Consider the following 24,833-nt stretch of genomic DNA (forward strand, 5'->3'; position numbering starts at 1 on the left):
CATTTTTTCGCGCGAAGCAGACAACCCACCCCCGTTTCGAATCGACGAATGGGCCGTTGGGGCTAAAAAAACCTGTTATAAAGTTGCGCGAATTTTGACCAAGCCCGTACTTATGCGTTTCTTCATCCTGACAGGTCTGCTTGCCTGCCTGCTTCTGCCGCCAATGGCAGGGGCGACCAACCGCCATAAGCTGCTGCATCCCGCGGACTCGGTGCATCTCGCGGCGCGCCAGAGCAGCGATGTATTGAGCCGTGCCGTGAACAGTCTCGGTACGCCTTATCGCTGGGGCGGCACCACGCCCGAGAAAGGTTTCGACTGCAGCGGACTGGTGAAATATGCCTTCGGCGAGATCGACGACGTCGAGCTGCCGCGCACTTCCAGCGCCATGGCCAGGTCCGGCGGAAAACAGGTCTCGCGCAACCAACTGCAACCAGGCGATCTGCTGTTCTTCAGGCTGAGAAGCCGCCGTATCGATCACGTGGCCATCTACCTGGGCGGCGACCGCTTCATCCATGCACCGCGCCGCGGAAAGGCCGTGAGCATCGACACCCTGGAGAAGCCCTTCTGGAAGCGTCACTACGTCATGGCGAAACGCGTACTGCCCGCCATCCCGGTGGATGAGCCGGCGCTGACCTCGCGTTGACTCGATGATTCCACGGCGCCCGACCGACAATGGGCGCCGTTCGGCCCGTCAGCGGAAGCGCCGCCCCGGATCCTCTTCACTGACCTCCAGGCTCAAACCCTGGCTAATGCTGGTCAGGTGATCGCCGTCCGTTTCCGAACCCAGCTTGATCATCAGACGCAGGTCGTTGGCCGAGTCGGCGTGGGCCAGTGCGTCTTCGTAGGTGATTTCGCCCTGGGTATAGAGCTGGTAGAGCGCCTGGTCGAAGGTCTGCATACCCTGCTCGGTGGAGCGCTTCATCAACCCCTTGAGTTCGTGTACTTCGCCCTTGCGGATCAGGTCGGCGGCCAGCGGGGTATTGATCAGCACCTCGATCACTGCACGACGACCCTTGCCATCCGGAGTCGGGATCAGTTGCTGGGCAACGATCGCCTTGAGGTTCAGCGAGAGGTCCATCCAGACCTGCTGCTGACGATCAGCCGGGAAGAAGTTGATGATGCGGTCCAGCGCCTGGTTCGCGTTGTTGGCGTGCAGGGTCGCCAGGCACAGGTGACCAGTCTCGGCGAAGGCCACCGCATAGTCCATGGTTTCGCGGGTACGCACCTCACCAATCAGGATCACGTCGGGCGCCTGGCGCAGGGTGTTCTTCAGCGCCACTTCGAAAGACTCGGTATCGATACCGACTTCGCGCTGGGTGACGATGCAGTTCTGGTGCTGGTGGATGTATTCGATCGGGTCTTCGATGGAGATGATGTGGCCGCTGCTGTTCTTGTTACGGTAGCCGATCATCGCCGCCAGCGAGGTGGACTTACCGGTACCCGTGGCACCGACGAACAGCACCAGACCGCGCTTGGTCATCGCCAGTTTTTTCAGCACGTCCGGTAACTTGAGGTCTTCCAGCGTCGGGATGTTGGTCTCGATGCGACGCAGTACCATACCCGCGAGGTTGCGCTGATAGAAGGCGCTGACCCGGAAACGGCCGATGCCGCGTGCGCTGATGGCGAAGTTGCACTCATGATTCTCGGTGAATTCGCGACGCTGCTGCTCGTTCATCACCCCATGCACGGTTTCCCGGGTCTGCTCGGGGGACATAGCGTTCTTGGTCACCGGCATGATCTTGCCGTTCACCTTCATCGACGGCGGCACACCGGCGGTGATGAAAAGATCGGAACCACCCTTTTCCACCATCAGGCGCAGCAGCTTCTCGAATTCCATAGGTTTCTCGCCTAGCTGTTTGGTTGCTGTTCACCGCAACGTTCTTCCCGTCGGCTCGTTGCCGATGAGCGCCCTGCGGCAGGGGAAGCGGGCGCGCCGCCTCCGGTCAGAAGTTCTCCGGCGCCTTCGCCTTCTCGCGGGCAGCCTCGCGGCTGACCAGGCCCTTGGCGACCAGGTTCTTCAGGCACATGTCGAGCGTCTGCATGCCTAGGGAGCCGCCGGTCTGGATCGACGAGTACATCTGCGCGACCTTGTCTTCGCGGATCAGGTTACGGATCGCCGGGGTACCGATCATGATCTCGTGGGCCGCAACCCGGCCACCGCCGATCTTCTTCAGCAGCGTCTGGGAAATTACCGCTTGCAACGACTCGGAGAGCATCGAGCGAACCATCGACTTTTCCTCGGCGGGGAACACGTCGACCACCCGGTCGATGGTCTTGGCCGCGGAGGTGGTGTGCAGGGTACCGAATACCAGGTGACCGGTTTCCGCGGCGGTCAGCGCCAGTCGGATGGTTTCCAGGTCACGCATCTCACCCACCAGAATGATGTCCGGGTCTTCCCGGAGTGCCGAGCGCAGGGCTTCGGAGAAGCCCAGGGTGTCGCGATGCACCTCGCGCTGGTTGACCAGGCACTTCTTCGATTCGTGAACGAATTCGATCGGGTCTTCGATGGTCAGGATGTGGTGGTACTTGGTGTTGTTCAGGTAGTCGAGCATCGCCGCCAAGGTGGTGGACTTGCCCGAACCGGTGGGGCCGGTCACCAGCACAAGGCCGCGCGGCACGTCGGTGATCTTCTTGAACACTTCGCCCATGCCCAGGTCTTCCATGCTCAGGACCTTGGAAGGAATGGTCCGGAACACCGCGCCCGCGCCACGGTTCTGATTGAAGGCGTTGACCCGGAAACGTGCCACGCCGGGGACTTCGAAGGAGAAGTCGGTCTCCAGGAACTCCTCGTAATCCTTGCGCTGCTTGTCGTTCATGATGTCGTAGATCAGCGCGTGAACCTGCTTGTGATCCATGGCGGGCAGGTTGATCCGGCGCACATCGCCGTCGACGCGGATCATCGGCGGCAGACCGGCAGAGAGATGCAGGTCCGAAGCGCCTTGCTTGGCGCTGAAGGCAAGCAACTCGGTGATATCCATTGGGACTCCCCAAAAACAGGCAAGCAGGTAGAATGCCGAACCCAGACGGGCTGGCCGCTAGAGCGCAGGTAATGTCCACGATAGCAAAGAATATTGCAAAGGTCGGAGCTCGCATCCGTGAGGCGGCGCAAGCCTCGCAACGTGATTTTTCGACTATCGGTCTGCTCGCCGTGAGCAAGACCAAGCCCGCCGCCGCCATCCGCGAAGCCTACGCCGCGGGTTTGCGCGATTTTGGCGAAAACTACCTGCAGGAAGCCCTGGGCAAGCAGCAGGAACTCACCGATCTCGACCTCTGCTGGCACTTTATAGGTCCCATCCAGTCGAACAAGACCCGGGCCATCGCCGAACATTTCTCCTGGGTACACTCCGTGGATCGCCTGAAGATCGCTCAGCGCCTGTCCGAACAGCGACCCGCGCAGTTGCCCCCGCTCAACGTCTGCCTGCAAGTGAACGTCAGCGGCGAAGCCAGCAAGTCCGGCTGCGCTCCCGAAGAACTGCCCAACCTGGCCACCGCCGTCGCGCACCTGCCGCGACTCAGGCTGCGCGGCCTGATGGCGATTCCCGAGCCCACCGACGACACAGCCGCCCAGCATGCCGCCTTCGCCCGCCTGCGCGAACTGCAACAGGCCTTGAATATGCCGCTGGACACCCTATCCATGGGAATGAGCCACGATCTCGAGGCCGCCATCGCCGAAGGCGCGACCTGGGTCCGCATCGGCACCGCACTCTTCGGTGAGCGCGACTACGGCCGCGTCCCGCCACAGAATCCATAAAAGGAAGCCTTTATATGAGCACACCCCGCATTGCCTTCGTTGGCGCCGGCAACATGGCCGCCAGCCTGATCGGCGGCCTGCGTGCCCAGGGCGTCGACGCAGCCCTGCTGCGCGCCAGCGATCCGGGCGCCGAACAACGCGCACGCATTTCCGCCGAACACGGAATCGAGGTATTCGCCGATAACGCTGACGCCGTGAGCGGAGCCGATGTGGTGGTGCTGTCGATCAAGCCGCAGGTCATGAAAACCGTCTGCCAAGCCCTGGCACCGAGCCTGCGCGATGGACAACTGATCGTCTCGATCGCTGCCGGCATCACTTGCGCCAGCCTGGAGAACTGGCTGGGCAACGACCGCCCCATCGTGCGCTGCATGCCGAACACCCCCGCCTTGTTGCGCGAAGGCGCCAGCGGGTTGTACGCCAATGCCAACGTGTCCGCCGTGCAACGCGAACAGGCCGAGCAGTTGCTCTCGGCGGTCGGATTGGCGCTGTGGCTGGACGAGGAACACCTGATCGACGCGGTTACCGCCGTTTCCGGCAGCGGTCCCGCCTATTTCTTCCTGCTGGTCGAAGCGATGATCGCCGCCGGCGAAAAACTCGGCCTGCCGCACGAAACCGCCGCCCGCCTGACCCAGCAGACCGCCCTCGGCGCTGCGCGGATGGTGATCGGCAGCGACGTGGACGCCGCCGAATTGCGCCGCCGCGTCACCTCGCCGGCCGGCACCACCGAGGCGGCGATCAAGACGTTCCAGGCCGGCGGTTTCGAAGCCCTGGTCGAGCAGGCGCTTGGCGCCGCTGCACGCCGCTCCGCCGAGCTGGCCGAACAATTGGGTCAATAGGAGCCTCGCATGTCCGGATTCGCCGAAGCCCTCATCTATGTCATCCAGACGCTGGGCAGCCTGTATCTGCTGATCGTCCTGCTGCGCTTCATCCTGCAACTGGTCCGCGCCGACTTCTACAATCCGCTCAGCCAGTTCATCGTCCGCGCCACCCAGCCGTTGCTGCGCCCGATGCGACGGGTGATTCCCAGTTTCGCGGGGCTCGACCTGTCTTCGTTGCTGCTGGCGGTGCTGATCCAACTGCTGCTGATGGTCGTCACCCTGGTCCTGATGGGCTACGGCGTGGGCGGGTACCTGCTGCAACTGCTGGTCTGGTCGATCATTGCGGTCACCTCGCTGTTCCTCAAGGTGTTCTTCTTCGCCCTGATCGTCAGCGTCATCCTGTCCTGGGTCGCGCCCAGCAGCTACAATCCGGCCGCCCAACTGGTGAACCAGATCTGCGAACCCCTGCTGGCGCCGTTCCGCCGGATACTGCCGAACCTCGGCGGCCTGGATATCTCGCCGATCTTCGCCTTCATCGCGATCAACCTCATCGACCGCTTCGTGCTGGGGAACCTCGCGGTGATGACCGGCATGCCGAGAATCCTCAGCCCGTTCCTCTGATGAGCTATTTCCGCTGGGATGGCGAGGACCTGATCCTCGACTGCCACCTGCAGCCCAAGGCGAGCCGCGACGAGTTCGCCGGGCTGCACGGTGAGCGCCTGAAAATCCGCCTCACCGCCCCGCCGGTGGAAGGCAAGGCCAACGCCCACCTGCTGGCATTCCTCGGTATGGCCTTCGGTGTCGCCAAGAGCCAGGTCCGCCTGGAGAGCGGCGAACTGAACCGGCAGAAGCGAGTGCGCATCCTGTCGCCGAAGCAACTGCCCGACCTGCCCGGACTGACCATTCGTTCCCCTTGACCAACCATAAGGCGGGACTGTGATGTATCCGAATTGACGCAAAACGCATCCATCGCATAATTGCCGGCACGTCAGAAGTGGCTTTTCGCCTCTTCATCGTTGCCTTTCAAGGCAAGGCGACATGCCTCATGTCGCTGGCGACACCCTTTGGACGATACCCATAACCACCCGCGGGATGCGCAGCGAGAGGAAAGAATCGGATGAGCATGGAACGTCTTGGCCAGCAGGTCGATGCCTACGTCGGCTGGAAGCGCGAGCTCATGCGGGAGATCACCCGCTACCGCAGTTGGTTGGCGAACAACCGGCTCAGTTCCGAAGCGGTGGAGGCCAAGCTCGAACGGGCCCTGCGCCTGCTGCGCACGGACCACATCACCCTGGCCTTCATCGGTGAGTTCTCCCGCGGCAAGACCGAGCTGATCAACAGCCTGTTCTTCTCCGGCTACGGCCAGCGCATGCTGCCGTCGCAGGCCGGGCGCACCACCATGTGCCCCACCGAACTCCTGTTCGACCCGCGCTCCGAGCGCTCCTATATCCGCCTGCTGCCGATCGAGACGCGCGTCTCCGACGCCAGCATGGCGCAGTTCAAGCGCATTCCCCGGCATTGGGTGAACATCCCGCTCGACCCCAGCGACCCGGACAACATGGTCCAGGCCTTCGCCCAGGTCGCCAAGACCAAGCCAATGGCGGTGGAGCAGGCGATCCAGCTCGGCTTCCATCCGGACATGCTGGAGAGCGCCGGCAAACCGGGCCAGGTACTGGTACCGGCCTGGCGCCATGCCATCGTCAACTTCGACCACCCGCTGCTGCGCCAAGGCTTGCGCATTCTCGACACCCCCGGCCTGAACGCCCTGGGCAGCGAGCCCGAGCTGACCCTGTCGATGCTGCCCGCCGCCCAGGCGATCATCTTCCTGCTGGCTGCCGACACCGGCGTCACGGCCAGCGACATGGCGATCTGGCAACAACACATTCGCCAGCTCGACGAGGATACCCAGACCAGCCTGTTCGCCGTCCTGAACAAGATCGACGTGCTCTGGGACGACCTGGCCGGCGAAGCCTTCGTGCAGAACGCCATCCAGCAGGTCCAGGCCACCACCGCCCAGCAGCTCGGCATCGCCCCCGAGGATGTCCTGCCGCTGTCGGCCAAGCAGGCGCTGCTGGCCAAGGTCCGCCGCGATCCGGCGCTGCTCGAGCGCAGCCAGATGGCCACGCTCGAACATCTGCTCTGCGAACGCATCGTCGCGCAGAAGGAGCGGCTGCTCGAGGAACAGGTGGTCCGCCAGGTGCTCAACCTGCTGCAGAACAGCCAGCACGTGCTCAACCTGCGCCTGGAGAAGGTCCGCGAGCAGCGCAACCTGCTCGACAACCAGCGCCAGGACAACGGCCAACTGCTGTTCGAACTGACCGCCCGGACCAAGGACGACCACAGCCTGCACCACAAGCGACTGCTCGGCCTGAAGACCAACCAGCGGCTGCTCAAGCGCCAGGGCGACCTGCTGCGCGCCGCGGTACGCAGCGAGCGCCTGGAAAACCATCTGCGCAAGGTCCGGCGGAACCTGACCGGAAGCTGGACGACACTCGGCATCAACCAGGCGATCCTGCACTTCTTCCGCTCGGTGGAAGCCGACTTGCACACCCTCGAACACGAGGCCGAGATGGCCAACAAGATGGTCGCCGCCATCTACCGCCGGCACAACGAGGAGAACCCGCTGCACGGCATCGACGCTCCGCAGTTCGATGTGCGGCGCTACCTGCGCGAACTCAAGCACCTGCAAGCCAAGGCCGACCAGTTCCGCCTGCACGTGAAGACCCTGCTCACCGAGCAGCGCACCCTGACCCGCCGTTTCTTCGCCACCCTGGTGCAGGAAGTCATGGGCCTGCACCAACGCCTGCGCCTGGCTGCCGGACAGTGGGCCAACGATGCACTGATGCCGCTGATGCAGCACACCCTGGAGCACAAGCAACTGCTCGAGGCCCACATGCTGCAGCTCAAGTCCCTGGCCCAGGACACCCAGCAGGCGCAAAAGCGCAGCCAACTGCTGGCTCGCTACGCCAGCGACCTGGAACAGCAGCTGACCCAGGCCAACGAAATGCTGCGTGTCCTGCGCCGACCGGCGCCGATCCAGCGCCAAGGCAAGGTGGTCAGCCTGCATCCGGCCGCCTGGCAGGCAACCGCCGTCGACCAGGTCTGATACGGCGGTTCCGCACCCGTTGCGGAACCGCCCCGTCTTCATCTTCCAGCGCGTCGGACAACCCGCTTCGATTGAGGGTGAATTGCCGCGCGCTTCCCATTAGACTTTGGCGCCTCCTTTCAGCGAGAGCAGGGTTCGATGCCCACGTCTTTTCCAGAAGATTCCGTCGGACTGGTCACTCCACAGTCGATCCGTTTCAGCGAGCCGCTGGCGCTGGCCTGCGGGCGCAGCCTGGCCGAGTACGAACTGGTCTACGAAACCTACGGTGAACTCAACGCCGCACGCAGCAACGCGGTGCTAATCTGCCACGCCCTGTCCGGCCATCACCATGCCGCCGGCTACCACAGCCCCGACGACCGCAAGCCGGGCTGGTGGGATAGCTGCATCGGGCCGGACAAGCCCATCGACACGCGCAAATTCTTCGTCGTCAGCCTGAACAACCTGGGCGGCTGCAACGGCTCTACCGGCCCGTCCAGCACCAACCCCGCCACCGGCAAGTCCTATGGCGCCGACTTCCCGGTCGTCACCGTGGAAGACTGGGTGCACAGCCAGGCTCGCCTGGCCGATGCCCTCGGCATCCAGCAATGGGCGGCGGTGGTCGGTGGCAGCCTCGGAGGCATGCAGGCGCTGCAGTGGACCATCAGCTACCCGGAGCGCGTCCGGCACTGCCTGGCCATTGCCTCGGCGCCCAAGCTATCGGCACAGAACATCGCCTTCAACGAAGTGGCGCGGCAGGCAATCCTGTCCGATCCGGAGTTCCACGGCGGCCATTTCCAGGAGAAAGGCGTGATTCCCAAGCGCGGCCTGATGCTGGCGCGCATGGTCGGGCACATCACTTACCTGTCCGACGACGCCATGGGCGAGAAATTCGGCCGCGGGCTGAAGAGCGACAAGCTCAACTACGACTTCCACAGCGTGGAATTCCAGGTGGAAAGCTACCTACGCTACCAAGGTGAGGAGTTTTCCGGGCGTTTCGACGCCAATACCTACCTGCTGATGACCAAGGCCCTCGACTACTTCGACCCGGCCGCCGCCCATGACGGCGACCTGGCCAAAACGCTGAGCGCGGCCAAGGCCGACTTCTGTGTGATGTCCTTTACCACCGACTGGCGCTTCTCGCCGCAGCGCTCGCGGGAAATCGTCGACGCCCTGCTCGCCGCGCGGAAAAACGTCTGCTACCTGGAAATCGACGCCCCGCAGGGCCACGACGCCTTCCTCATGCCGATCCCGCGCTACCTGCAGGCGTTCGGCAGCTACATGAACCGGATTCTGGTGTAACCCTATGCGAGCCGACCTGGACATCATCCAAGACTGGATTCCCACCGGCAGCCGGGTGCTCGACCTCGGCTGCGGCAAGGGCGAACTGCTGGCCTGGCTGCGCGACCACAAGCAGGTCAGCGGCTACGGCCTGGAGATCGACGCGGACAACATCGCCGAATGCATCGCCAAGGGCGTGAACGTCATCGAACAGAACCTGGACGAAGGCCTGGGCAACTTCGCCGACAACAGCTTCGATGTGGTGGTGATGACCCAGTCGCTGCAAGCCCTGCGCTACCCGGACAAGGTACTGGCGGAAATGCTTCGCGTCGGTCGCCAGTGCATCATCACCTTCCCCAACTTCGGTCACTGGCGCTGCCGCTGGTACCTGGCGAGCAAGGGCCGGATGCCGGTATCCGAATTCCTGCCGTATACCTGGTACAACACGCCCAACATCCACTTCTGCACCTTCGAGGATTTCGAGCGGCTGTGCCGGGAAATGCGCGTCAAGGTACTCGACCACCTCGCGGTGGACCGCGAGCACCGGCATAACTGGGCCAGCCGGCTATGGCCTAATCTATTAGGTGAGATCGGCATCTACCGCGTCAGCGGTCCCGCCGCGTCGGATCTGCAGATTGCCGTCTGAGCCGCCTGCCGCCTCAAGGAGAATCCCCATGCGTCGCATCGCCCTCTTCCTCCTCACCCTCTGCCTCGCTGTGCCGGCCTTTGCCGAGCGCAAGCAGAGCTTCGGTGATCTGGATGTCCACTACAGCGCCTTCAACTCCAGCTTCCTCCAGCCCGACATCGCCGCAGCCGCCGGCCTGACCCGCAGCAAGAGCCAGGGCGTGCTCAACGTCGCTGTGCTCAAGGCCGGCAAGGCCAGCGCCGCTCAGGTCAGCGGCCAGGTGAAGAACTTGCTCGGACAGGTCACGCCACTGAGCTTCAAGCAAGTCACCGAAGGCGAGGCCATCTACTACCTCGCCCAATTCCCGCTCGGCTCCCGCGAAATGCTCAGCTTCACGCTCAACGTGCAGAGCGCCGGCGGGCAGCCGTATACGTTCAGTTTCGACCAGGAAGTGTTTCCAGACGAATGATGCCCTTCAAGGAACTGGTGCTGGCCAGCCATAACGCCGGCAAACTCAAGGAGCTGCAGGCCATGCTCGGCGACGCCGTGCGGGTGCGCTCCGTTGGTGAATTCAGCGACGTGGAGCCGGAAGAAACCGGCCTTTCCTTCGTCGAGAACGCCATCCTCAAGGCCCGTCACGCGGCCAGGATCTCCGGCCTGCCGGCGCTGGCCGACGATTCCGGCCTGGCGGTGGACGCCCTTGGCGGTGCGCCGGGCATCTACTCGGCACGCTATGCCGATGGTGCCGGCGATGCGGCGAACAACGCCAAGCTGCTGGAAGCGCTGAGAGACGTCCCGGATGCCGAACGCGGCGCCCAGTTCGTCTGCGCCCTGGCGCTGCTCCGGCACGCCGAGGACCCGTTGCCGATCCTGTGCGAAGGTCTCTGGCACGGCTCCATCCTGCACGAAGCGCGCGGCAGCAACGGCTTCGGCTACGACCCGCTGTTCTGGGTCCCCGAACGCGATTGCTCCAGCGCCGAGCTGGATTCCAGCACAAAGAACCAGCTGAGCCACCGCGCCCGCGCCATGGCACAGTTACGCCAGCGGTTGGGGTTATGACCCCAGCGGCAAACGGCAAGCCCCAAGCCGCGGGGGAGAGCGACTCCGAGCGCTTGCAGCTTTCGGCTTGCCGCTTTGCGCTACCCCCTCTGGCGTTGTACGTGCATATCCCCTGGTGCGTGCGTAAGTGCCCTTATTGCGACTTCAACTCCCATGCCGCCGGCCCCGAGTTGCCGGAAGAGGCCTATGTCGACGCCTTGCTCGCCGATCTCGATGCCGATCTGTCGCAGGTTCACGACCGTCGGCTGACCTCGATCTTCTTCGGCGGCGGCACGCCCAGCCTGTTTTCCGCGAAGGCGCTGGGCCGATTGCTGGAAGGCGTCGAGCGGCGGGTGGCCTTCGAGGACGATATCGAGATCACCCTGGAAGCCAACCCGGGCACCTTCGAGCAGGCCAAGTTCCGCGATTACCGGGCACTGGGTATCAACCGGTTGTCCATCGGCATCCAGAGCTTTCAGGAAGACAAGCTGAAAGCGCTGGGCCGCATCCATGACGGCGGCGAAGCGATCCGCGCGGCGGACATGGCGCGCCAGGCCGGCTTCGATAACTTCAACCTGGACCTCATGCACGGCCTGCCCGGCCAGAGCCTCGACGAAGCCCTGGCCGACCTGCGCCAAGCCATCGCCCTAGCGCCCACCCACCTGTCCTGGTACCAGCTCACCCTGGAGCCGAACACCCTGTTCTGGAGCCAACCGCCCCAATTACCCGAGGACGACATCCTCTGGGACATCCAGGAAGCCGGACAGGCCCTGCTGGCCGCCGAGGGCTACGCCCAGTACGAAGTCTCCGCCTACGCCCGGGACGGCCGGCGCGCCCGGCACAACCTGAACTACTGGACCTTCGGCGACTTCCTCGGCATCGGCGCCGGTGCCCACGCCAAGCTGAGCGATCCGCACGGCCGCATCCTGCGCACCTGGAAAACCCGCTTGCCGAAGGACTACCTCAACCCGGAGAAACCGTTCCAGGCAGGCGAACGCCTGCTCGAACGCGACGAATTGCCGTTCGAATTCCTGATGAACGTCCTGCGCCTCACCGAGGGTGTTCCCGCGGCGCTCTTCACCCAGCGCACCGGGCTGCCCCTGGCCGAACTGGACAAGGCCCGCCATGAAGCCGAAACCCGTGGCCTGCTCCAGACCGACCCGCAGCGGCTGACCGCCACCCGCGAAGGTCAACTGTTCCTCAACGATCTCCTTCAATTCTTCCTGCCCTGACCGCCTAAGGACGCCGCATGGATCTGCTACTGGACCTGATCGCCACCCTGTCGCGCTGGAGCCGCGGCCATCTGCACGACATTTCCCTGGCCATCCTCGCCACCCTGATGGTGCTGTTCGGCCCCGGCCTGAACACCTGGATGCAGCAACGCATCGGCAGCCTCAACTTCATTTTCCGCACCCTGATCTTCGTGCTGTTCTGCGCGCTGGCCTACGGCATGCTGCTGATCTTCCTCACCCCCTGGCTAGCCAAGGGGCTGGGTTATTTCAATAACTACACCCTGGCGCCGGTCCTGCTACTAGTCTTCTTCCTGATCGGAGTGATCGCCGATCGCAGCTGACTCCCATCCGGACCGCCAAGACCGGCACACACGGCTTCGGGTCAGCCCTCGCGGAGGACATACGCCATGAAGCCGATCAAGCACCTGTACCTGTATTTCCACGATGGCCAGCGACTGGCCCTGCGCTTTCCCGGCACCGCCAGCGACCCGGTGGAAATCGCCCGCGGCCTGAGCCGGCAACTGGAGTCGCCGTTTCTCAGCATCGCGGTGGATGGCGACCTGATGCTGATTCCCCGGGAAAGCATCAAGTACCTGCAGATCAGCCCGGCGCCGCCCGTGTTGCCGGATGCGACCATTCTCGGCGCCCAACTGATCGTCTGACGACCCAGCCATGGACATCGGCGCCCGCGGCTGGCGCCGAACAGGCATAATGCGCCTGTCCATCGGGCCAGATTTCCATGAGTAAAGTCTTATCCCATTCGCAGCGCCCGCGCTGGCGCAGCCTCGCCCTGCTGACCCTGTTGCTGGCGCCGCTGCTCTGGCCACTGCAGCACCTCGCCGAGCGCTACTACAGCGACGAGCTGATCCAGCAGAACAGCCAGACCCTGGACCTCTACGTCGCCAATCTGCTCGGCACCCTGCGCCGCTACGAAGTGCTGCCGCAGATCCTCGGCGACCTCCCCGCCCTGCGCAGCGCCCTGCTCCAGCCCGACGACCCGGCCACACTGAATGCCGCGAATCGCCTGCTCAAGCGCGTGCGCGGCCAGACCGGTGCCGACGTCATCTACCTGATGGACAACCGCGGCAAGACCCTGGGCGCCTCCAACTGGGATCACGAAGACAGCTTCGTCGGCCGCAACTTCGCCTTCCGCCCCTATTTCCGCGAGGCCATCGCCGGTCGCCTCGGGCGCTTCTTCGGCCTCGGCACCACTTCCGGCAAGCGCGGCTACTACTTCGCGGCGGCGGTGCGCGACGGCGAGCAAGTGCTCGGTGCCCTGGTGGTCAAGGTCGACCTCGACCACACCGAAAACCTCTGGGGCCATACCCCCGAACAGTTGCGTGTGACCGATGCCAACGGCGTGGTGATCCTCACCTCGCGCCCGGAATGGCGGTTCCGCGCCACCCGTCCGCTGGATGAGCGCGAGCGCAACGAAGTGGCCGCCAACCAGCCCTATCCGACCCTGGCGCCCAAGGCGCTGGAACTGGACGACAAGGCCTGGCTGATCCAGAGCCGAGAGCTGGAGGAAACCGGCTGGACGGTCAGCATCCTCGCCCCCACCAGCCTGATCGAGCGGCCGGTCCGCAACGTAGTCGCCATCGGCGGAGCAGCGCTGCTGGTGCTGGTCCTGCTGGTTGGCCTGCTGATGCAACGCCGCCGCCACTATCTGGAGCGCATCGCACTCGACGCCCGTGCCCGTCGTGAGCTGGAAATCCGCGTTCTCGAGCGCACCCGCGATCTGGAAGCGCTGAACAGTCGCCTCAAGCAGGAGGTGCTGGAGCGCGAGCAGGCACAGCAGGAACTCGTACGCGCCCAGGACGAACTGGTCCAGGCCGGCAAGCTCTCCGCCTTGGGCACCATGTCGGCGAGCATCAGCCACGAACTCAACCAGCCGCTGGCGGCGATCCGCAGCTATGCCGAAAACGCCGGCGTGCTGCTCGATCACGGGCGCACCGACGACGCCCGCGGCAACCTGCGCCTGATCAGCGAGCTGACCGAGCGCATGGCCTCGATCATCGCCCACCTGCGCGCCTTTGCCCGCCGCGACCGCCACGCCCCGGAAAGCATTGCCCTGCAACCGGCGCTGGAGGATGCCCTGGCGCTGCTGGCCAAGCGTCGGCGGGCCCTGGACGTCGAGCTGATCCGCGACATCCCGGACGCCACGCTCTGGGTCCAGGCCGGCGAAACCCGTTTGCGCCAAGTACTCGGCAATCTGCTCGCCAACGCCCTCGACGCCCTCGCCGAAAAGGCCCCGCCACGGCGCATCTGGCTCAGCGTCGAGCAGAACGCCGACGGCATCGCCCTGCAACTGCGCGACAACGGTCCCGGCTTCTCTACCGAAGCCTTGCAACGCGCCCGCGAGCCCTTCTTCACCACCAAGACCAGCGCCCAGGGCCTTGGCCTCGGCCTGGCCATTTGCGATAGCCTGATGCGCGCCATCGGCGGCGAGCTGCTGCTCGACAACCACCCCGACGGCGGCGCCCTGCTGACCCTGCGCCTGCGTGCCGGCGTACCCGGCGTCAATCTCCAGCCCCCCGAGGATCTTTCTGCATGAGTACGGACATCGCCCTCGACAGCCGCACCCAGGTCTTGCTGATCGACGACGACCCGCACCTGCGCCAGGCCTTGAGCCAGACCCTGGACCTGGCCGGCCTCAAGGTCATGACCCTGGCCGACGCCCAGGGCGTCGCCGAGCGCATCCCCGGCGGCTGGCCGGGCGTGGTGGTCAGCGATATCCGCATGCCCGGCATCGATGGGCTGCAACTGCTCGAAGACCTGCACCGCCAGGACCCCGAGCTGCCGGTGCTGCTGATCACCGGCCATGGCGACGTACCGCTGGCGGTACAGGCCATGCGCGCCGGTGCCTATGACTTCCTGGAAAAGCCTTTCGCCAGCGAGCACCTGCTCGACAGCGTGCGCCGCGCCCTCGACCGGCGCCGGCTGGTGCTGGACAACCGCAGCCTGCGCCTGGCCCTCTCCGACCGGCAGGAACTCTCCGCCCGCCTGGTCGGCCAGTCGCCGGCGATGCAGCAGCTCCGCCAGCAGATCGGCGCGCTCGCCGGCACCAGCGCCGACGTGCTGATCCTCGGCGAGACCGGCGCCGGCAAGGAGGTCGTGGCGCGCGCCCTGCACGATCTCTCCAGCCGCCGCGACGGCCCCTTCGTCGCCATCAACGCCGGGGCGCTGGCCGAATCGGTGGTGGAAAGCGAACTCTTCGGCCATGAGCCTGGCGCCTTCACCGGGGCGCAGAAGCGGCGCATCGGCAAGTTCGAATTCGCCAACGGCGGAACACTGTTTCTTGACGAAATCGAGAGCATGAGTCTGGACGTCCAGGTCAAACTCCTGCGCCTGTTGCAGGAGCGCGTGGTCGAGCGCCTCGGCGGCAACCAGCTGATTCCCCTGGATATCCGCATCGTCGCGGCGACCAAGGAGGACCTGCGCCAGGCGGCGGACCAGGGGCGCTTCCGTGCCGACCTGTACTACCGGCTCAACGTCGCGCCGCTGCGCATCCCGCCGCTGCGCGAACGCGGCGAGGACGCCCTGCTGCTGTTCCAGCATTTCGCCGAAGCCGCACGGGCGCGCCACGGCCTGCCGCTCCGGGAACTGCAGCCGGCACAGCGGGCCCTGCTCCTGCGGCATGCCTGGCCCGGCAACGTGCGCGAACTGCAGAATGCCGCCGAACGCTTCGCCCTCGGCCTGGAACTGGCGCTGGATAATCACGCGCCGAGCCTGCCGGCGGTGAGCGGCGGGCTCAGCGAACAGGTGGAGGCGTTCGAGCGTGCGCTGATCGCCGCCGAGCTGGCCCGGCCGCACGGTTCGCTGCGCAGCCTCGCCGAAGCCCTGGGCATTCCGCGCAAGACCCTGCATGACAAACTGCGCAAGCACGGCCTGCATTTCGACGCTGGCGGAAGCTCGCCAGAAGAATTCGACTAGCTGGCGGCTTTCCGCCATCACCTTCCGGCTATCCTCTTCCGAAGCCCCGTGAACCGGGGCTTTCGACCCTCTCTGGCGACTGGCATGCGGCTTGCTCTATTGCAGGGCCAAGCGAGCAAACAAGCACAAGTCGAAGCTGCCGCCTATCTTTCGCGTAACGCACTGCGTAGCGCCGCCTAGACTTGACCCTGTTCGATCGCTGTTGACGACGCGTCCCACCGGGCTGTGTCAGACAATCACAACAAAAGGAAGCACTCGCATGTTCAAAACGACTGCCAAGGCGCTCGTATGCGCCCTGTCACTGGGCATCGCCGGCCTGGCCCAGGCTGCCGATCCGATCGTCATCAAGTTCTCCCACGTGGTCGCCGAGCACACCCCGAAAGGCCAGGGTGCCCTGCTGTTCAAGCAGCTCGCCGAAGAGCGTCTGGCCGGCAAGGTGAAGGTCGAGGTCTACCCGAACTCCCAGTTGTTCGGCGACGGCAAGGAAATGGAAGCGCTGCTGCTCGGCGACGTGCAGATCATCGCCCCGTCCCTGGCCAAGTTCGAGCAGTACACCAAGAAGCTGCAGATTTTCGACCTGCCCTTCCTGTTCGATAACATCCAGGCAGTCGACCGCTTCCAGAACAGCCCCGAAGGCAAGTCCCTGCTGACCTCCATGGAAGACAAGGGCATCACCGGCCTGGCCTACTGGCACAACGGCATGAAACAACTGTCCGCCAACAAGGCCCTGCGCGAGCCGAAGGACGCCCGCGGCCTGAAGTTCCGCGTACAGGCTTCCAAGGTGCTGGAAGAGCAGTTCAAGGCCGTCCGCGCCAACCCGCGCAAGATGAGCTTCGCCGAGGTCTACCAGGGCCTGCAGACCGGTGTGGTCAACGGTGCCGAGAATCCCTGGTCGAACATCTACTCGCAGAAGATGCACGAAGTGCAGAAGTTCATCACCGAGTCCGACCACGGCGTACTGGACTACATGCTGATCACCAACACCAAGTTCTGGGACGGCCTGCCGGCTGACGTGCGCAGCGAACTGGAGAAGATCGTCGCGGAAGTGACCGTCGAGGTGAACAAGCAGGCCGACGCCCTCAACCAGGGCGACAAGCAGCGCATCATCGACGCCAAGACCAGCGAAATCATCCAGCTCACTCCGGAGCAGCGCGGCATGTGGCGCGACGCCATGAAGCCGGTGTGGAAAGAGTTCGAAGGCGAGATCGGCGCCGATCTGATCAAGGCCGCGGAAGCCGCCAACAAGCAATAAGCCAGAGGGGGCCGGCCGCGCCAGCGGCCCGGCCACCCGCGCTGCCCCGGACGGTAGCGTGACCGGCCGGCCAGTGTGCCGGGGACAGGGCGGGCTTCACCCGCCCCGTCTTACACCTGCTCAACCCCGCCCTTCGGGAGATGCTGCCCCATGAGTACCCTGCTGCGTATCTGGGCGCGCTTCGAGGAAGGCTTCATTGCCTTTCTGCTGGCCGCCATGACGCTCGTGACTTTCGTCTACGTGGTGCTGAACAACCTCTACACCCTGTTCTACGACATCGCCGACCTCTGGGAGGGCGGCAACGAATTCTTCTCGGCCATCGGCGACTTCATCCTCGACCTGGCCCAGAGCATGACCTGGAGCACTGCACTGACCAAGGCCCTGTTCGCCTGGCTGCTGTTCTTCGGCATCGCCTATGGTGTGCGCACCGCCGGCCATCTCGGCGTGGACATCCTGGTCAAACTGACCCCGCGGCCCGTGCAGCGCGTGCTCGGTATCCTCGCCTGCCTGGCTTGCCTGATCTATGCAGCACTCATCACCGTTGGCAGCTACGACTGGGTGCGCGTCCTGTATACCGCCGGCATCGGCGCCGAGGACCTCGACCATTTCGGCATCAAGCAGTGGCACATCGGCCTGATCGTGCCCTTCGGCTTCACCATGGTGCTGCTACGCTTCGCCGAAATCTTCGTCCGCATCCTGCAGAACCGCCAGACTGGCCTTGGCCTGGCCGATGAGGCCCACGACGTGCTCAAACTGACCGAACACGAGGAGCAGAAGTAATGACCATCCTGTTCCTCTTCCTGATCCTCTTCCTGCTGATGTTCATCGGCGTACCGATCGCCGTGTCCCTCGGCCTGTCCGGCGCGCTGACCATCCTGTTCTTCAGCCCCGACTCGGTACGCTCGCTGGCGATCAAGCTGTTCGAGACCTCCGAGCACTACACCCTGCTGGCGATTCCGTTCTTCCTGCTCTCCGGCGCCTTCATGACCACCGGTGGCGTGGCCCGCCGGCTGATCGACTTCGCCAACGCCTGCGTCGGCCACATCCGTGGCGGCCTGGCGATCGCCGCGGTACTCGCCTGCATGCTGTTCGCCGCCCTGTCCGGCTCCTCGCCGGCCACCGTCGCCGCGGTGGGCTCCATCGCCATCGCCGGCATGGTCCGTTCCGGTTATCCGCAGGCCTTCGGCGCCGGCATCGTGTGTAACGCCGGGACCCTGGGCATCCTGATCCCGCCGTCGATCGTCATGGTGGTCTACGCCGCCGCCACCGAAACCTCGGTGGGCAAGCTGTTCATGGCCGGCGTAGTGCCGGGTCTGCTGCTGGGCCTGATCCTGATGGTGGCGATCTACATCGTCGCCCGGGTGAAGAAGCTGCCGGCCATGCCGCGCGCTTCCCTGCGCGAATGGCTGGGTTCCGCGCGTCGCGCCATCTGGGGCCTGCTGCTGATGGTGATCATCCTCGGCGGTATCTACTCGGGCATGTTCACCCCCACCGAGGCCGCGGCCGTGGCGGCGGTCTACGCCGGCTTCGTTGCGCTCTTCGTGTACAAGGACATGCGCGTCAGCGAGTGCCCGAAGGTGCTGCTGGAGTCCGGCAAGCTGACCATCATGCTGATGTTCATCATCGCCAACGCCATGCTCTTCGCCCACGTGCTGACCACCGAGCAGATCCCCCAGACCATCGCCGCCTGGGTCACCAGCCTCGGCCTGTCGCCGTGGATGTTCCTGCTGATCGTCAACATCGTGCTGCTGATCGCGGGCAACTTCATGGAGCCTTCGGCGATCATCCTGATCCTCGCGCCGATCTTCTTCCCCATCGCCATGGAACTGGGCATCGACCCGATCCACCTCGGCGTGATCATGGTGGTGAACATGGAGATCGGCCTGATCACCCCGCCGGTAGGCCTGAACCTGTTCGTCACCTCGGCGGTCACCGGCATGCCGCTGTCCGCCACCATCCGCGCCGCGCTGCCGTGGCTGATGCTGCTGATCAGCTTCCTGATGATCGTCACCTACATCCCGGCCGTGTCCATGGCCCTGCCGAACTGGCTGGGAATGAACTGATCCGAATCGTTGTGTGTTGCACTTCTGCCCGGCCTTCGCGCCGGGCTTTTTTTGACCGCGAGAAGCGTCGCTACCCCTCCCGGAGAAAACGCTCCAGATCGATCGGCTCGCCGGAATGGACGCCCAGTTGCCGGCGCAGGTCGGCGAAGAGGCGGTCGTAGTCCTTGTGCGCGCCGAACAGCATGGCCTGGCCCGGCAGCGGGATGCCCCGCCGGCGCAGGCAGTCCGCCGCCACGTGGAGGAAGTTGTAGGCGACGTCGCGGTGCAGCTCGAAGCTGTCGTGCACCGGACGGCCACCCACCTCGCCATCCAGATCGAAATGAACGTAGGTGCCGTTGTCGCGCCGGCTCACGGCATAGTCCAGGTTCAGCCGGTAACCCGGCTGACGCCCGATGGCGGCGCGCTCGATTTCCACATGGCCCGGCTTGAACATCACCTGCCCACCTCAGTTACAACCTGATGTCAGCGAAAGATCGTCTGGCAATCGCTTTCAATTATTGAAAATGCAAAAAACTTGAATAAAAACTGAAACTTCAAGAATTCGCCAAACTTAACTTTGCGCTTGCGAGAAGTTCTCGAGCCCAGCCAAACAAAATAACTGCTCAACACCATGAACCCCTTGGATCACGGGCCCTCCAGCCATCCCCAAAACCCATAACTTCGCCAATTTTCCATGACATCAGAATATTCCAGCCACATAACCTGACCATTGATTCAAGTCAGAACTTCCACCTATTCGGCTGCGCTTAATAACGAGGAATCGTTCATTGACAGGAGGTCTGTCATGTCGCAAGCCACTCAAAAACTGAAGTTGGGGGCACTGATCGCGCTGGTGGTCGGCTCGATGATCGGTGGCGGGATTTTTTCCCTGCCGCAGAACATGGCGGCCAGCGCTGGTGCGGGAGCGGTGCTGATCGGCTGGGCCATCACCGCGGTGGGGATGCTGACCCTAGCCTTCGTCTTCCAGACCCTGGCCAACCGCAAGCCGGAGCTGGACGCGGGCGTCTACGCCTACGCCAAGGCCGGTTTCGGCGACTACATGGGCTTCTCCTCGGCCTGGGGTTACTGGATCAGCGCCTGGATCGGCAACGTCAGCTACTTCGTCCTGCTGTTCAGCACCCTCGGCTACTTCGTTCCGGCCTTCGGTGAAGGCAACACGGTCGCCGCCATCGTCTGCGCCTCGCTGGTGCTCTGGGGCGTGCATTTCCTGGTGCTGCGCGGCATCAAGGAGGCGGCGTTCATCAATCTGGTCACCACGGTGGCGAAGATCGTGCCGCTGGTACTGTTCATCGTCATCGCCGCCATCGCCTTCCGCCTGGATGTGTTCACGGCGGATTTCTGGGGCAGCGGCAACGTCGAGCTGGGCAGCGTGATGGACCAGGTGCGCAACATGATGCTGGTCACCGTCTGGGTGTTCATCGGCATCGAGGGTGCCAGCGTGTTCTCCGCCCGCGCCGAGAAGCGCACCGACGTCGGCAAGGCCACGGTCATCGGCTTCGCCGGGGTGCTCCTGCTGCTGGTGCTGGTCAACGTGCTGTCCATGGGCATCATGAGCCAGCCGGAGCTGGCCGGGCTGAAAAACCCGTCCATGGCCGGCGTGCTGGAGCATGTGGTCGGCCGCTGGGGTGCGATCTTCATCGCCATCGGCCTGGTGGTCTCGCTGGCCGGGGCGTTGCTGTCCTGGACCCTGCTGTGCGCCGAGATCCTCTTCGCCGGCGCCCGCGACCACACCATGCCGAACTTCCTGAAGAAGGAAAACGCCCGGCATGTCCCGGTGAACGCGCTGTGGCTCTCCAACGGCCTGATCCAGTTGTTCCTGATCCTCACGCTGTTCAACGAGTCCACCTACCTGAGCCTGCTGTACCTGGCCACCTCGATGATCCTGGTGCCGTACTTCTGGTCCGCCGCCTACGCCGTGCTGCTGAGCTGGCGCGGCGAGACCTACGAGAACGCGCCCGTCGAACGCAACAAGGACCTGGCGATCGCCCTGGTCGCCCTGCTCTACAGCGTCTGGCTGGTCTATGCCGGTGGCGTGCAGTACCTGCTGCTCTCGGCATTGCTCTATGCCCCCGGCGTGCTGTTCTTCGCCAAGGCCAAGCGCGAACTCGGCCAGCCGGTGTTCACCCCGATCGAGAAGCTGATCTTCGCCGCCGTGGTGATCGGCGCGCTGATCGCCGCCTACGGCCTGTACGACGGCTTCCTCAGTCTTTGACCCACCCCGGGCCCGCCTGCGCCATCCGCAGCGCCGGGCCCCTCCCACGCGCCGGCGGCGCCACGAGCCCCGACCGGCGGCAGACATGCGAAGGAGATCCACCATGTCCACTGAACCCCTCAAACTCGGCGTCCATTCGGAAGTCGGCAAGCTGCGCAAAGTGATGGTCTGTTCGCCCGGCCTCGCCCACCTGCGGCTGACCCCGAGCAACTGCGACGAGCTGCTGTTCGATGATGTGATCTGGGTGAACCAGGCCAAGCGCGACCATTTCGACTTCGTCACCAAGATGCGCGAACGCGGCGTCGAGGTGGTGGAAATGCACAACCTGCTCACCGAGACGGTGAAGAATCCCGAAGCCCTGAAATGGATTCTCGACCGCAAGATCACGCCGAACCAGGTCGGCCTCGGCCTGGTCAACGAGACCCGCTCCTGGCTGGAAGAACTGGAGCCGCGCAAGCTGGCCGAGTTCCTCATCGGCGGCGTCTCCGGGGCCGATTTGCCGGAGAGCCACGGCGGGGAGATCGTCAAGATGTTCCGCGACTACCTGGGGCACTCCAGTTTCGTGCTACCGCCGCTGCCGAACACCCAGTTCACCCGCGACACCACCTGCTGGATCTACGGCGGGGTGACGCTGAACCCGATGTACTGGCCGGCGCGCCGCCAGGAAACCCTGCTGGCCAGCGCCATCTATAGGTTCCACCCGGACTTCGCCAACGCCGACTTCCAGGTCTGGTACGGCGACCCGGACATCGACCACGGCATGGCCACCCTCGAAGGCGGCGACGTGATGCCCATCGGGAACGGTGTGGTACTGATCGGCATGGGCGAACGCACTTCCCGCCAGGCCATCGGCCAACTGGCGCAATCGCTGTTCAAGCACCGCGCAGTGGAGCGGGTGATCGTCGCCGGGCTGCCACGCTCCCGCGCGGCCATGCATCTGGATACCGTGTTCAGCTTCTGCGACCGCGACCTGGTCACCATCTTCCCCGAGGTGGTGCAGGGCATCGTGCCGTTCAGCCTGCGCCCAGACGAAAGCAAACCGGGCGGCATCGACGTGCGCCGCGAGGAAAAAGGCTTCCTCGAGGTGGTCGCCGAGGCGCTCAATCTGCCCGCCCTGCGCGTGGTACAGACCGGCGGCGACAGCTACGAAGCCGAACGCGAGCAATGGGACGACGGCAATAACGTGGTGGCTCTGGAGCCCGGCGTGGTGATCGGCTACGACCGCAACACCTACACCAACACGTTGCTGCGCAAGGCCGGAGTGGAAGTGATCACCATCAGCGCCAGCGAACTGGGCCGGGGACGCGGCGGCGGCCACTGCATGACCTGCCCGATCATCCGCGACCCGATCGACTACTGAGTACCGACCCGAACCCGGCGCGGCGGTCCATCCCTCCGTCGCGCCGTCCGCCAGCCACGAGCTGTCCTGACGGACCGACACCTTCCCCACGAGGAGAAAGACCATGGCCTTCAACATCCACAACCGCAGCCTGCTGAGCCTGATGCACCACAGCGAACGCGAGCTGCGCTACCTGCTCGACCTGTCCCGCGACCTCAAACGCGCCAAGTACACCGGCACCGAGCAGCAGCACCTGAAAGGCAAGAACATCGCGCTGATCTTCGAGAAAACCTCGACCCGTACCCGCTGCGCCTTCGAGGTGGCGGCCTACGACCAGGGCGCCAACGTCACCTACATCGACCCGAATTCCTCGCAGATCGGCCACAAGGAGAGCATGAAGGACACCGCCCGGGTGCTCGGTCGCATGTACGACGCCATCGAATACCGGGGCTTCAAGCAGGAAATCGTCGAGGAACTGGCCAAGTTCGCCGGCGTGCCGGTCTACAACGGCCTGACCGACGAGTACCACCCGACCCAGATGATCGCCGACGTGCTCACCATGCGTGAACACAGCGACAAGCCGCTGCACGAGATCAGCTACGCCTACCTCGGCGACGCGCGCAACAACATGGGTAACTCCCTGCTGCTGATCGGCGCCAAGCTCGGCATGGACGTGCGGATCGCCGCGCCCAAGGAATTGTGGCCGAACGAAGAGCACATTGCCGCCTGCAAGCGCTTCGCCGAAGCTTCCGGCGCCCGTCTCACCCTCACCGAGGACGCACAGGCCGCGGTGAAAGGCGTCGACTTCATCCATACCGACGTCTGGGTCTCCATGGGCGAGCCGGTGGAAGCCTGGGGCGAACGCATCCGCCTGCTGCTGCCCTACCAGGTCAATGCCGCACTGATGAAAGCCTCCGGCAATCCCCGGGTGAAATTCATGCACTGCCTGCCGGCGTTCCATAACGCGGAAACCAAGGTCGGCAAGCAGATCGCCGAGCAATACCCGAACCTGGCCAACGGCATCGAAGTGACCGAGGACGTCTTCGAGTCCCCGGCCTGCATCGCCTTCGAACAGGCGGAAAACCGCATGCACACCATCAAGGCCATTCTGGTTTCCACATTGAGTGAGATTTGAAGAGCGTGAGGAGTGAGGGGTAAGGAGTGGCTACTCTCACCTCCCTCCTCACCTCCAAAGGAGGTTCCATGCGACTAGTCATCGCTCTGGGCGGCAACGCCCTGCTCCGTCGTGGCGAGGCCATGACGGCGGAGAATCAACGCGAGAACGTTCGCATCGCCTGCGAACAGATCGCCAAGGTGGCACCGGGCAACGAACTGGTGATCGCCCACGGCAACGGCCCCCAGGTGGGCCTGCTGGCGCTCCAGGGTGCCGCCTACACCGAGGTCGGTACCTACCCGCTGGATGTGCTCGGCGCCGAGACCGAAGGCATGATCGGCTACATGATCGAACAGGAGCTGGGCAACCTGCTGCCGTTCGAGGTGCCGTTCGCCACCCTCCTCACCCAGGTCGAAGTGGATGCCGGCGACCCGGCCTTCCAGAAGCCGAGCAAGCCCATCGGCCCGGTCTACGCCAAGGAAGAGGCCGAGCGCCTGGCCCGGGAGAAAGGTTGGAGCATCGCGCCAGACGGCGACAAATTCCGCCGCGTGGTGCCGAGCCCGCGACCCAAGCGGATCTTCGAGATTCGCCCGATCCAGTGGCTCTTGGAGAAGGGCTCGGTGGTGATCTGCGCCGGTGGCGGCGGCATACCCACCATCTACGACGAGAACCGCAAGCTGCACGGCATCGAGGCGGTGATCGACAAGGACCTCTGCTCCGCGCTGCTGGCCGAACAACTGGAAGCCGACCTGCTGGTGATCGCCACCGACGTCGACGCCGCCTACCTCGACTGGGGCAAGCCGACGCAGAAAGCCATCGCCCAGGCCCACCCGGACGAACTCGAGCGCCTCGGCTTCGCCGCCGGCTCCATGGGCCCGAAGGTTCAGGCCGCCTGCGAATTCGCCCGCCATACCGGCAAGGCCGCGGTGATCGGCTCGCTGGCCGACATCCAGGCCATCGTCCAGGGCGAAGCCGGTACACGGGTGAGCACGGCGCAAGCGGGTATCCGATACCGTTGAGCCGCAGGGGCGGAGAAATCCGCCCCTGCACAAGCGGCATGGCATCCCACCGTGTAGGGGCGAATTCATTCGCC

25 protein-coding genes are annotated in these 24,833 nt (G+C 64.5%); 22 read left to right on the forward strand and 3 right to left on the reverse strand.

The annotated features are described in order from the left end of the window. The first annotated feature begins 112 nt into the window (after window positions 1-112). Complete coding sequence (locus PIN01S_RS11465; protein ID WP_084335801.1) at window positions 113-643, forward strand: C40 family peptidase; 531 nt, start codon at window positions 113-115, stop codon at window positions 641-643. 48 nt (window positions 644-691) lie between these two features. On the opposite strand, the gene PIN01S_RS11470 is transcribed toward PIN01S_RS11465, so the two are convergent. Continuing rightward, window positions 692-1,837, reverse strand: coding sequence for a PilT/PilU family type 4a pilus ATPase (locus PIN01S_RS11470; protein ID WP_084335802.1), 1,146 nt, complete (start codon window positions 1,835-1,837; stop codon window positions 692-694). A 106-nt stretch (window positions 1,838-1,943) separates the two neighbouring features. Then, complete coding sequence (pilT, locus tag PIN01S_RS11475) at window positions 1,944-2,978, reverse strand: type IV pilus twitching motility protein PilT (RefSeq protein ID WP_084335803.1); 1,035 nt, start codon at window positions 2,976-2,978, stop codon at window positions 1,944-1,946. A gap of 71 nt (window positions 2,979-3,049) precedes the next feature. Here pilT and PIN01S_RS11480 point away from each other — a divergent pair, with 71 nt between their 5' ends. From PIN01S_RS11480 to dctM, 17 genes are all read left to right on the forward strand, one after another. After that, window positions 3,050-3,751 carry a YggS family pyridoxal phosphate-dependent enzyme gene (locus PIN01S_RS11480; RefSeq protein ID WP_084335804.1) on the forward strand — a complete coding sequence of 234 codons (702 nt, stop codon included), beginning with the start codon at window positions 3,050-3,052 and terminating at the stop codon, window positions 3,749-3,751. 14 nt (window positions 3,752-3,765) lie between these two features. After that, on the forward strand, window positions 3,766-4,587 hold the full coding sequence (proC, locus tag PIN01S_RS11485) for a pyrroline-5-carboxylate reductase (RefSeq protein ID WP_084335805.1): 822 nt from the start codon (window positions 3,766-3,768) through the stop codon (window positions 4,585-4,587). A gap of 9 nt (window positions 4,588-4,596) precedes the next feature. Next, the gene (locus PIN01S_RS11490) at window positions 4,597-5,190 is read left to right on the forward strand and encodes a YggT family protein (RefSeq protein WP_084335806.1); all 594 of its coding nucleotides are present in this window, start codon (window positions 4,597-4,599) and stop codon (window positions 5,188-5,190) included. After that, complete coding sequence (locus PIN01S_RS11495; RefSeq protein ID WP_084335807.1) at window positions 5,190-5,486, forward strand: DUF167 domain-containing protein; 297 nt, start codon at window positions 5,190-5,192, stop codon at window positions 5,484-5,486. Before PIN01S_RS11490 ends, PIN01S_RS11495 begins: the two co-directional genes overlap by 1 nt. Window positions 5,487-5,686: 200 nt before the next feature. Beyond that, window positions 5,687-7,675 carry a dynamin family protein gene (locus tag PIN01S_RS11500; protein ID WP_084335808.1) on the forward strand — a complete coding sequence of 663 codons (1,989 nt, stop codon included), beginning with the start codon at window positions 5,687-5,689 and terminating at the stop codon, window positions 7,673-7,675. Window positions 7,676-7,813: 138 nt separating this feature from the next. Continuing rightward, complete coding sequence (gene metX, locus PIN01S_RS11505) at window positions 7,814-8,953, forward strand: homoserine O-succinyltransferase MetX (RefSeq protein ID WP_084335809.1); 1,140 nt, start codon at window positions 7,814-7,816, stop codon at window positions 8,951-8,953. A gap of 4 nt (window positions 8,954-8,957) precedes the next feature. Continuing rightward, a complete protein-coding gene (gene metW, locus PIN01S_RS11510) occupies window positions 8,958-9,578 on the forward strand; it encodes a methionine biosynthesis protein MetW (RefSeq protein ID WP_084335810.1) in 621 nt (206 codons plus the stop codon). A 28-nt stretch (window positions 9,579-9,606) separates the two neighbouring features. Continuing rightward, window positions 9,607-10,026, forward strand: a complete 420-nt coding sequence (locus PIN01S_RS11515; protein WP_084335811.1) for a DUF4426 domain-containing protein — start codon at window positions 9,607-9,609, stop codon at window positions 10,024-10,026. After that, entirely contained in the window at window positions 10,023-10,616 is a 594-nt protein-coding gene (gene rdgB / locus PIN01S_RS11520) for an RdgB/HAM1 family non-canonical purine NTP pyrophosphatase (protein ID WP_084335812.1), read from the forward strand. Before PIN01S_RS11515 ends, rdgB begins: the two co-directional genes overlap by 4 nt. Continuing rightward, the gene (hemW, locus tag PIN01S_RS11525; protein ID WP_084335813.1) at window positions 10,613-11,827 is read left to right on the forward strand and encodes a radical SAM family heme chaperone HemW; all 1,215 of its coding nucleotides are present in this window, start codon (window positions 10,613-10,615) and stop codon (window positions 11,825-11,827) included. Before rdgB ends, hemW begins: the two co-directional genes overlap by 4 nt. A 17-nt stretch (window positions 11,828-11,844) precedes the next feature. Next, complete coding sequence (locus tag PIN01S_RS11530; RefSeq protein ID WP_084335814.1) at window positions 11,845-12,168, forward strand: DUF3392 domain-containing protein; 324 nt, start codon at window positions 11,845-11,847, stop codon at window positions 12,166-12,168. A 66-nt stretch (window positions 12,169-12,234) separates the two neighbouring features. After that, window positions 12,235-12,489: a hypothetical protein gene (locus tag PIN01S_RS11535; protein ID WP_084335815.1), complete on the forward strand. Its 255-nt coding sequence runs from the start codon at window positions 12,235-12,237 to the stop codon at window positions 12,487-12,489. 77 nt (window positions 12,490-12,566) lie between these two features. After that, window positions 12,567-14,381: a sensor histidine kinase gene (locus tag PIN01S_RS11540; RefSeq protein WP_084335816.1), complete on the forward strand. Its 1,815-nt coding sequence runs from the start codon at window positions 12,567-12,569 to the stop codon at window positions 14,379-14,381. After that, a complete protein-coding gene (locus PIN01S_RS11545; protein WP_084335817.1) occupies window positions 14,378-15,760 on the forward strand; it encodes a sigma-54-dependent transcriptional regulator in 1,383 nt (460 codons plus the stop codon). The genes PIN01S_RS11540 and PIN01S_RS11545 overlap by 4 nt, the downstream gene beginning before the upstream one ends. A 259-nt stretch (window positions 15,761-16,019) precedes the next feature. Continuing rightward, a complete protein-coding gene (dctP, locus tag PIN01S_RS11550) occupies window positions 16,020-17,012 on the forward strand; it encodes a C4-dicarboxylate TRAP substrate-binding protein DctP (RefSeq protein ID WP_084335818.1) in 993 nt (330 codons plus the stop codon). Window positions 17,013-17,162: 150 nt separating this feature from the next. Then, on the forward strand, window positions 17,163-17,792 hold the full coding sequence (locus tag PIN01S_RS11555) for a TRAP transporter small permease (protein ID WP_084335819.1): 630 nt from the start codon (window positions 17,163-17,165) through the stop codon (window positions 17,790-17,792). After that, window positions 17,792-19,075: a C4-dicarboxylate TRAP transporter large permease protein DctM gene (gene dctM / locus PIN01S_RS11560; protein WP_084335820.1), complete on the forward strand. Its 1,284-nt coding sequence runs from the start codon at window positions 17,792-17,794 to the stop codon at window positions 19,073-19,075. The genes PIN01S_RS11555 and dctM overlap by 1 nt, the downstream gene beginning before the upstream one ends. A gap of 70 nt (window positions 19,076-19,145) precedes the next feature. Here dctM and PIN01S_RS11565 read toward each other — a convergent pair whose 3' ends face one another. Next, entirely contained in the window at window positions 19,146-19,508 is a 363-nt protein-coding gene (locus PIN01S_RS11565) for a DUF5064 family protein (protein WP_084335821.1), read from the reverse strand. 351 nt (window positions 19,509-19,859) lie between these two features. Here PIN01S_RS11565 and arcD point away from each other — a divergent pair, with 351 nt between their 5' ends. The 4 genes from arcD (at window position 19,860) to arcC (ending at window position 24,759) form a co-directional block, all read left to right on the forward strand. Beyond that, window positions 19,860-21,287 carry an arginine-ornithine antiporter gene (gene arcD / locus PIN01S_RS11570; RefSeq protein WP_084335822.1) on the forward strand — a complete coding sequence of 476 codons (1,428 nt, stop codon included), beginning with the start codon at window positions 19,860-19,862 and terminating at the stop codon, window positions 21,285-21,287. Window positions 21,288-21,390: 103 nt separating this feature from the next. Next, the gene (gene arcA, locus PIN01S_RS11575; protein WP_084335823.1) at window positions 21,391-22,647 is read left to right on the forward strand and encodes an arginine deiminase; all 1,257 of its coding nucleotides are present in this window, start codon (window positions 21,391-21,393) and stop codon (window positions 22,645-22,647) included. Between the two features lie 103 nt (window positions 22,648-22,750). Next, entirely contained in the window at window positions 22,751-23,761 is a 1,011-nt protein-coding gene (locus PIN01S_RS11580; RefSeq protein WP_084335824.1) for an ornithine carbamoyltransferase, read from the forward strand. 68 nt (window positions 23,762-23,829) lie between these two features. Next, a complete protein-coding gene (gene arcC, locus PIN01S_RS11585; RefSeq protein ID WP_084335825.1) occupies window positions 23,830-24,759 on the forward strand; it encodes a carbamate kinase in 930 nt (309 codons plus the stop codon). The last annotated feature ends 74 nt before the right edge of the window (window positions 24,760-24,833 follow it).

It is taken from the genome of Pseudomonas indica NBRC 103045, from assembly GCF_002091635.1.
GTDB classification, from domain to species: Bacteria; Pseudomonadota; Gammaproteobacteria; order Pseudomonadales; family Pseudomonadaceae; genus Pseudomonas_M; species Pseudomonas_M indica.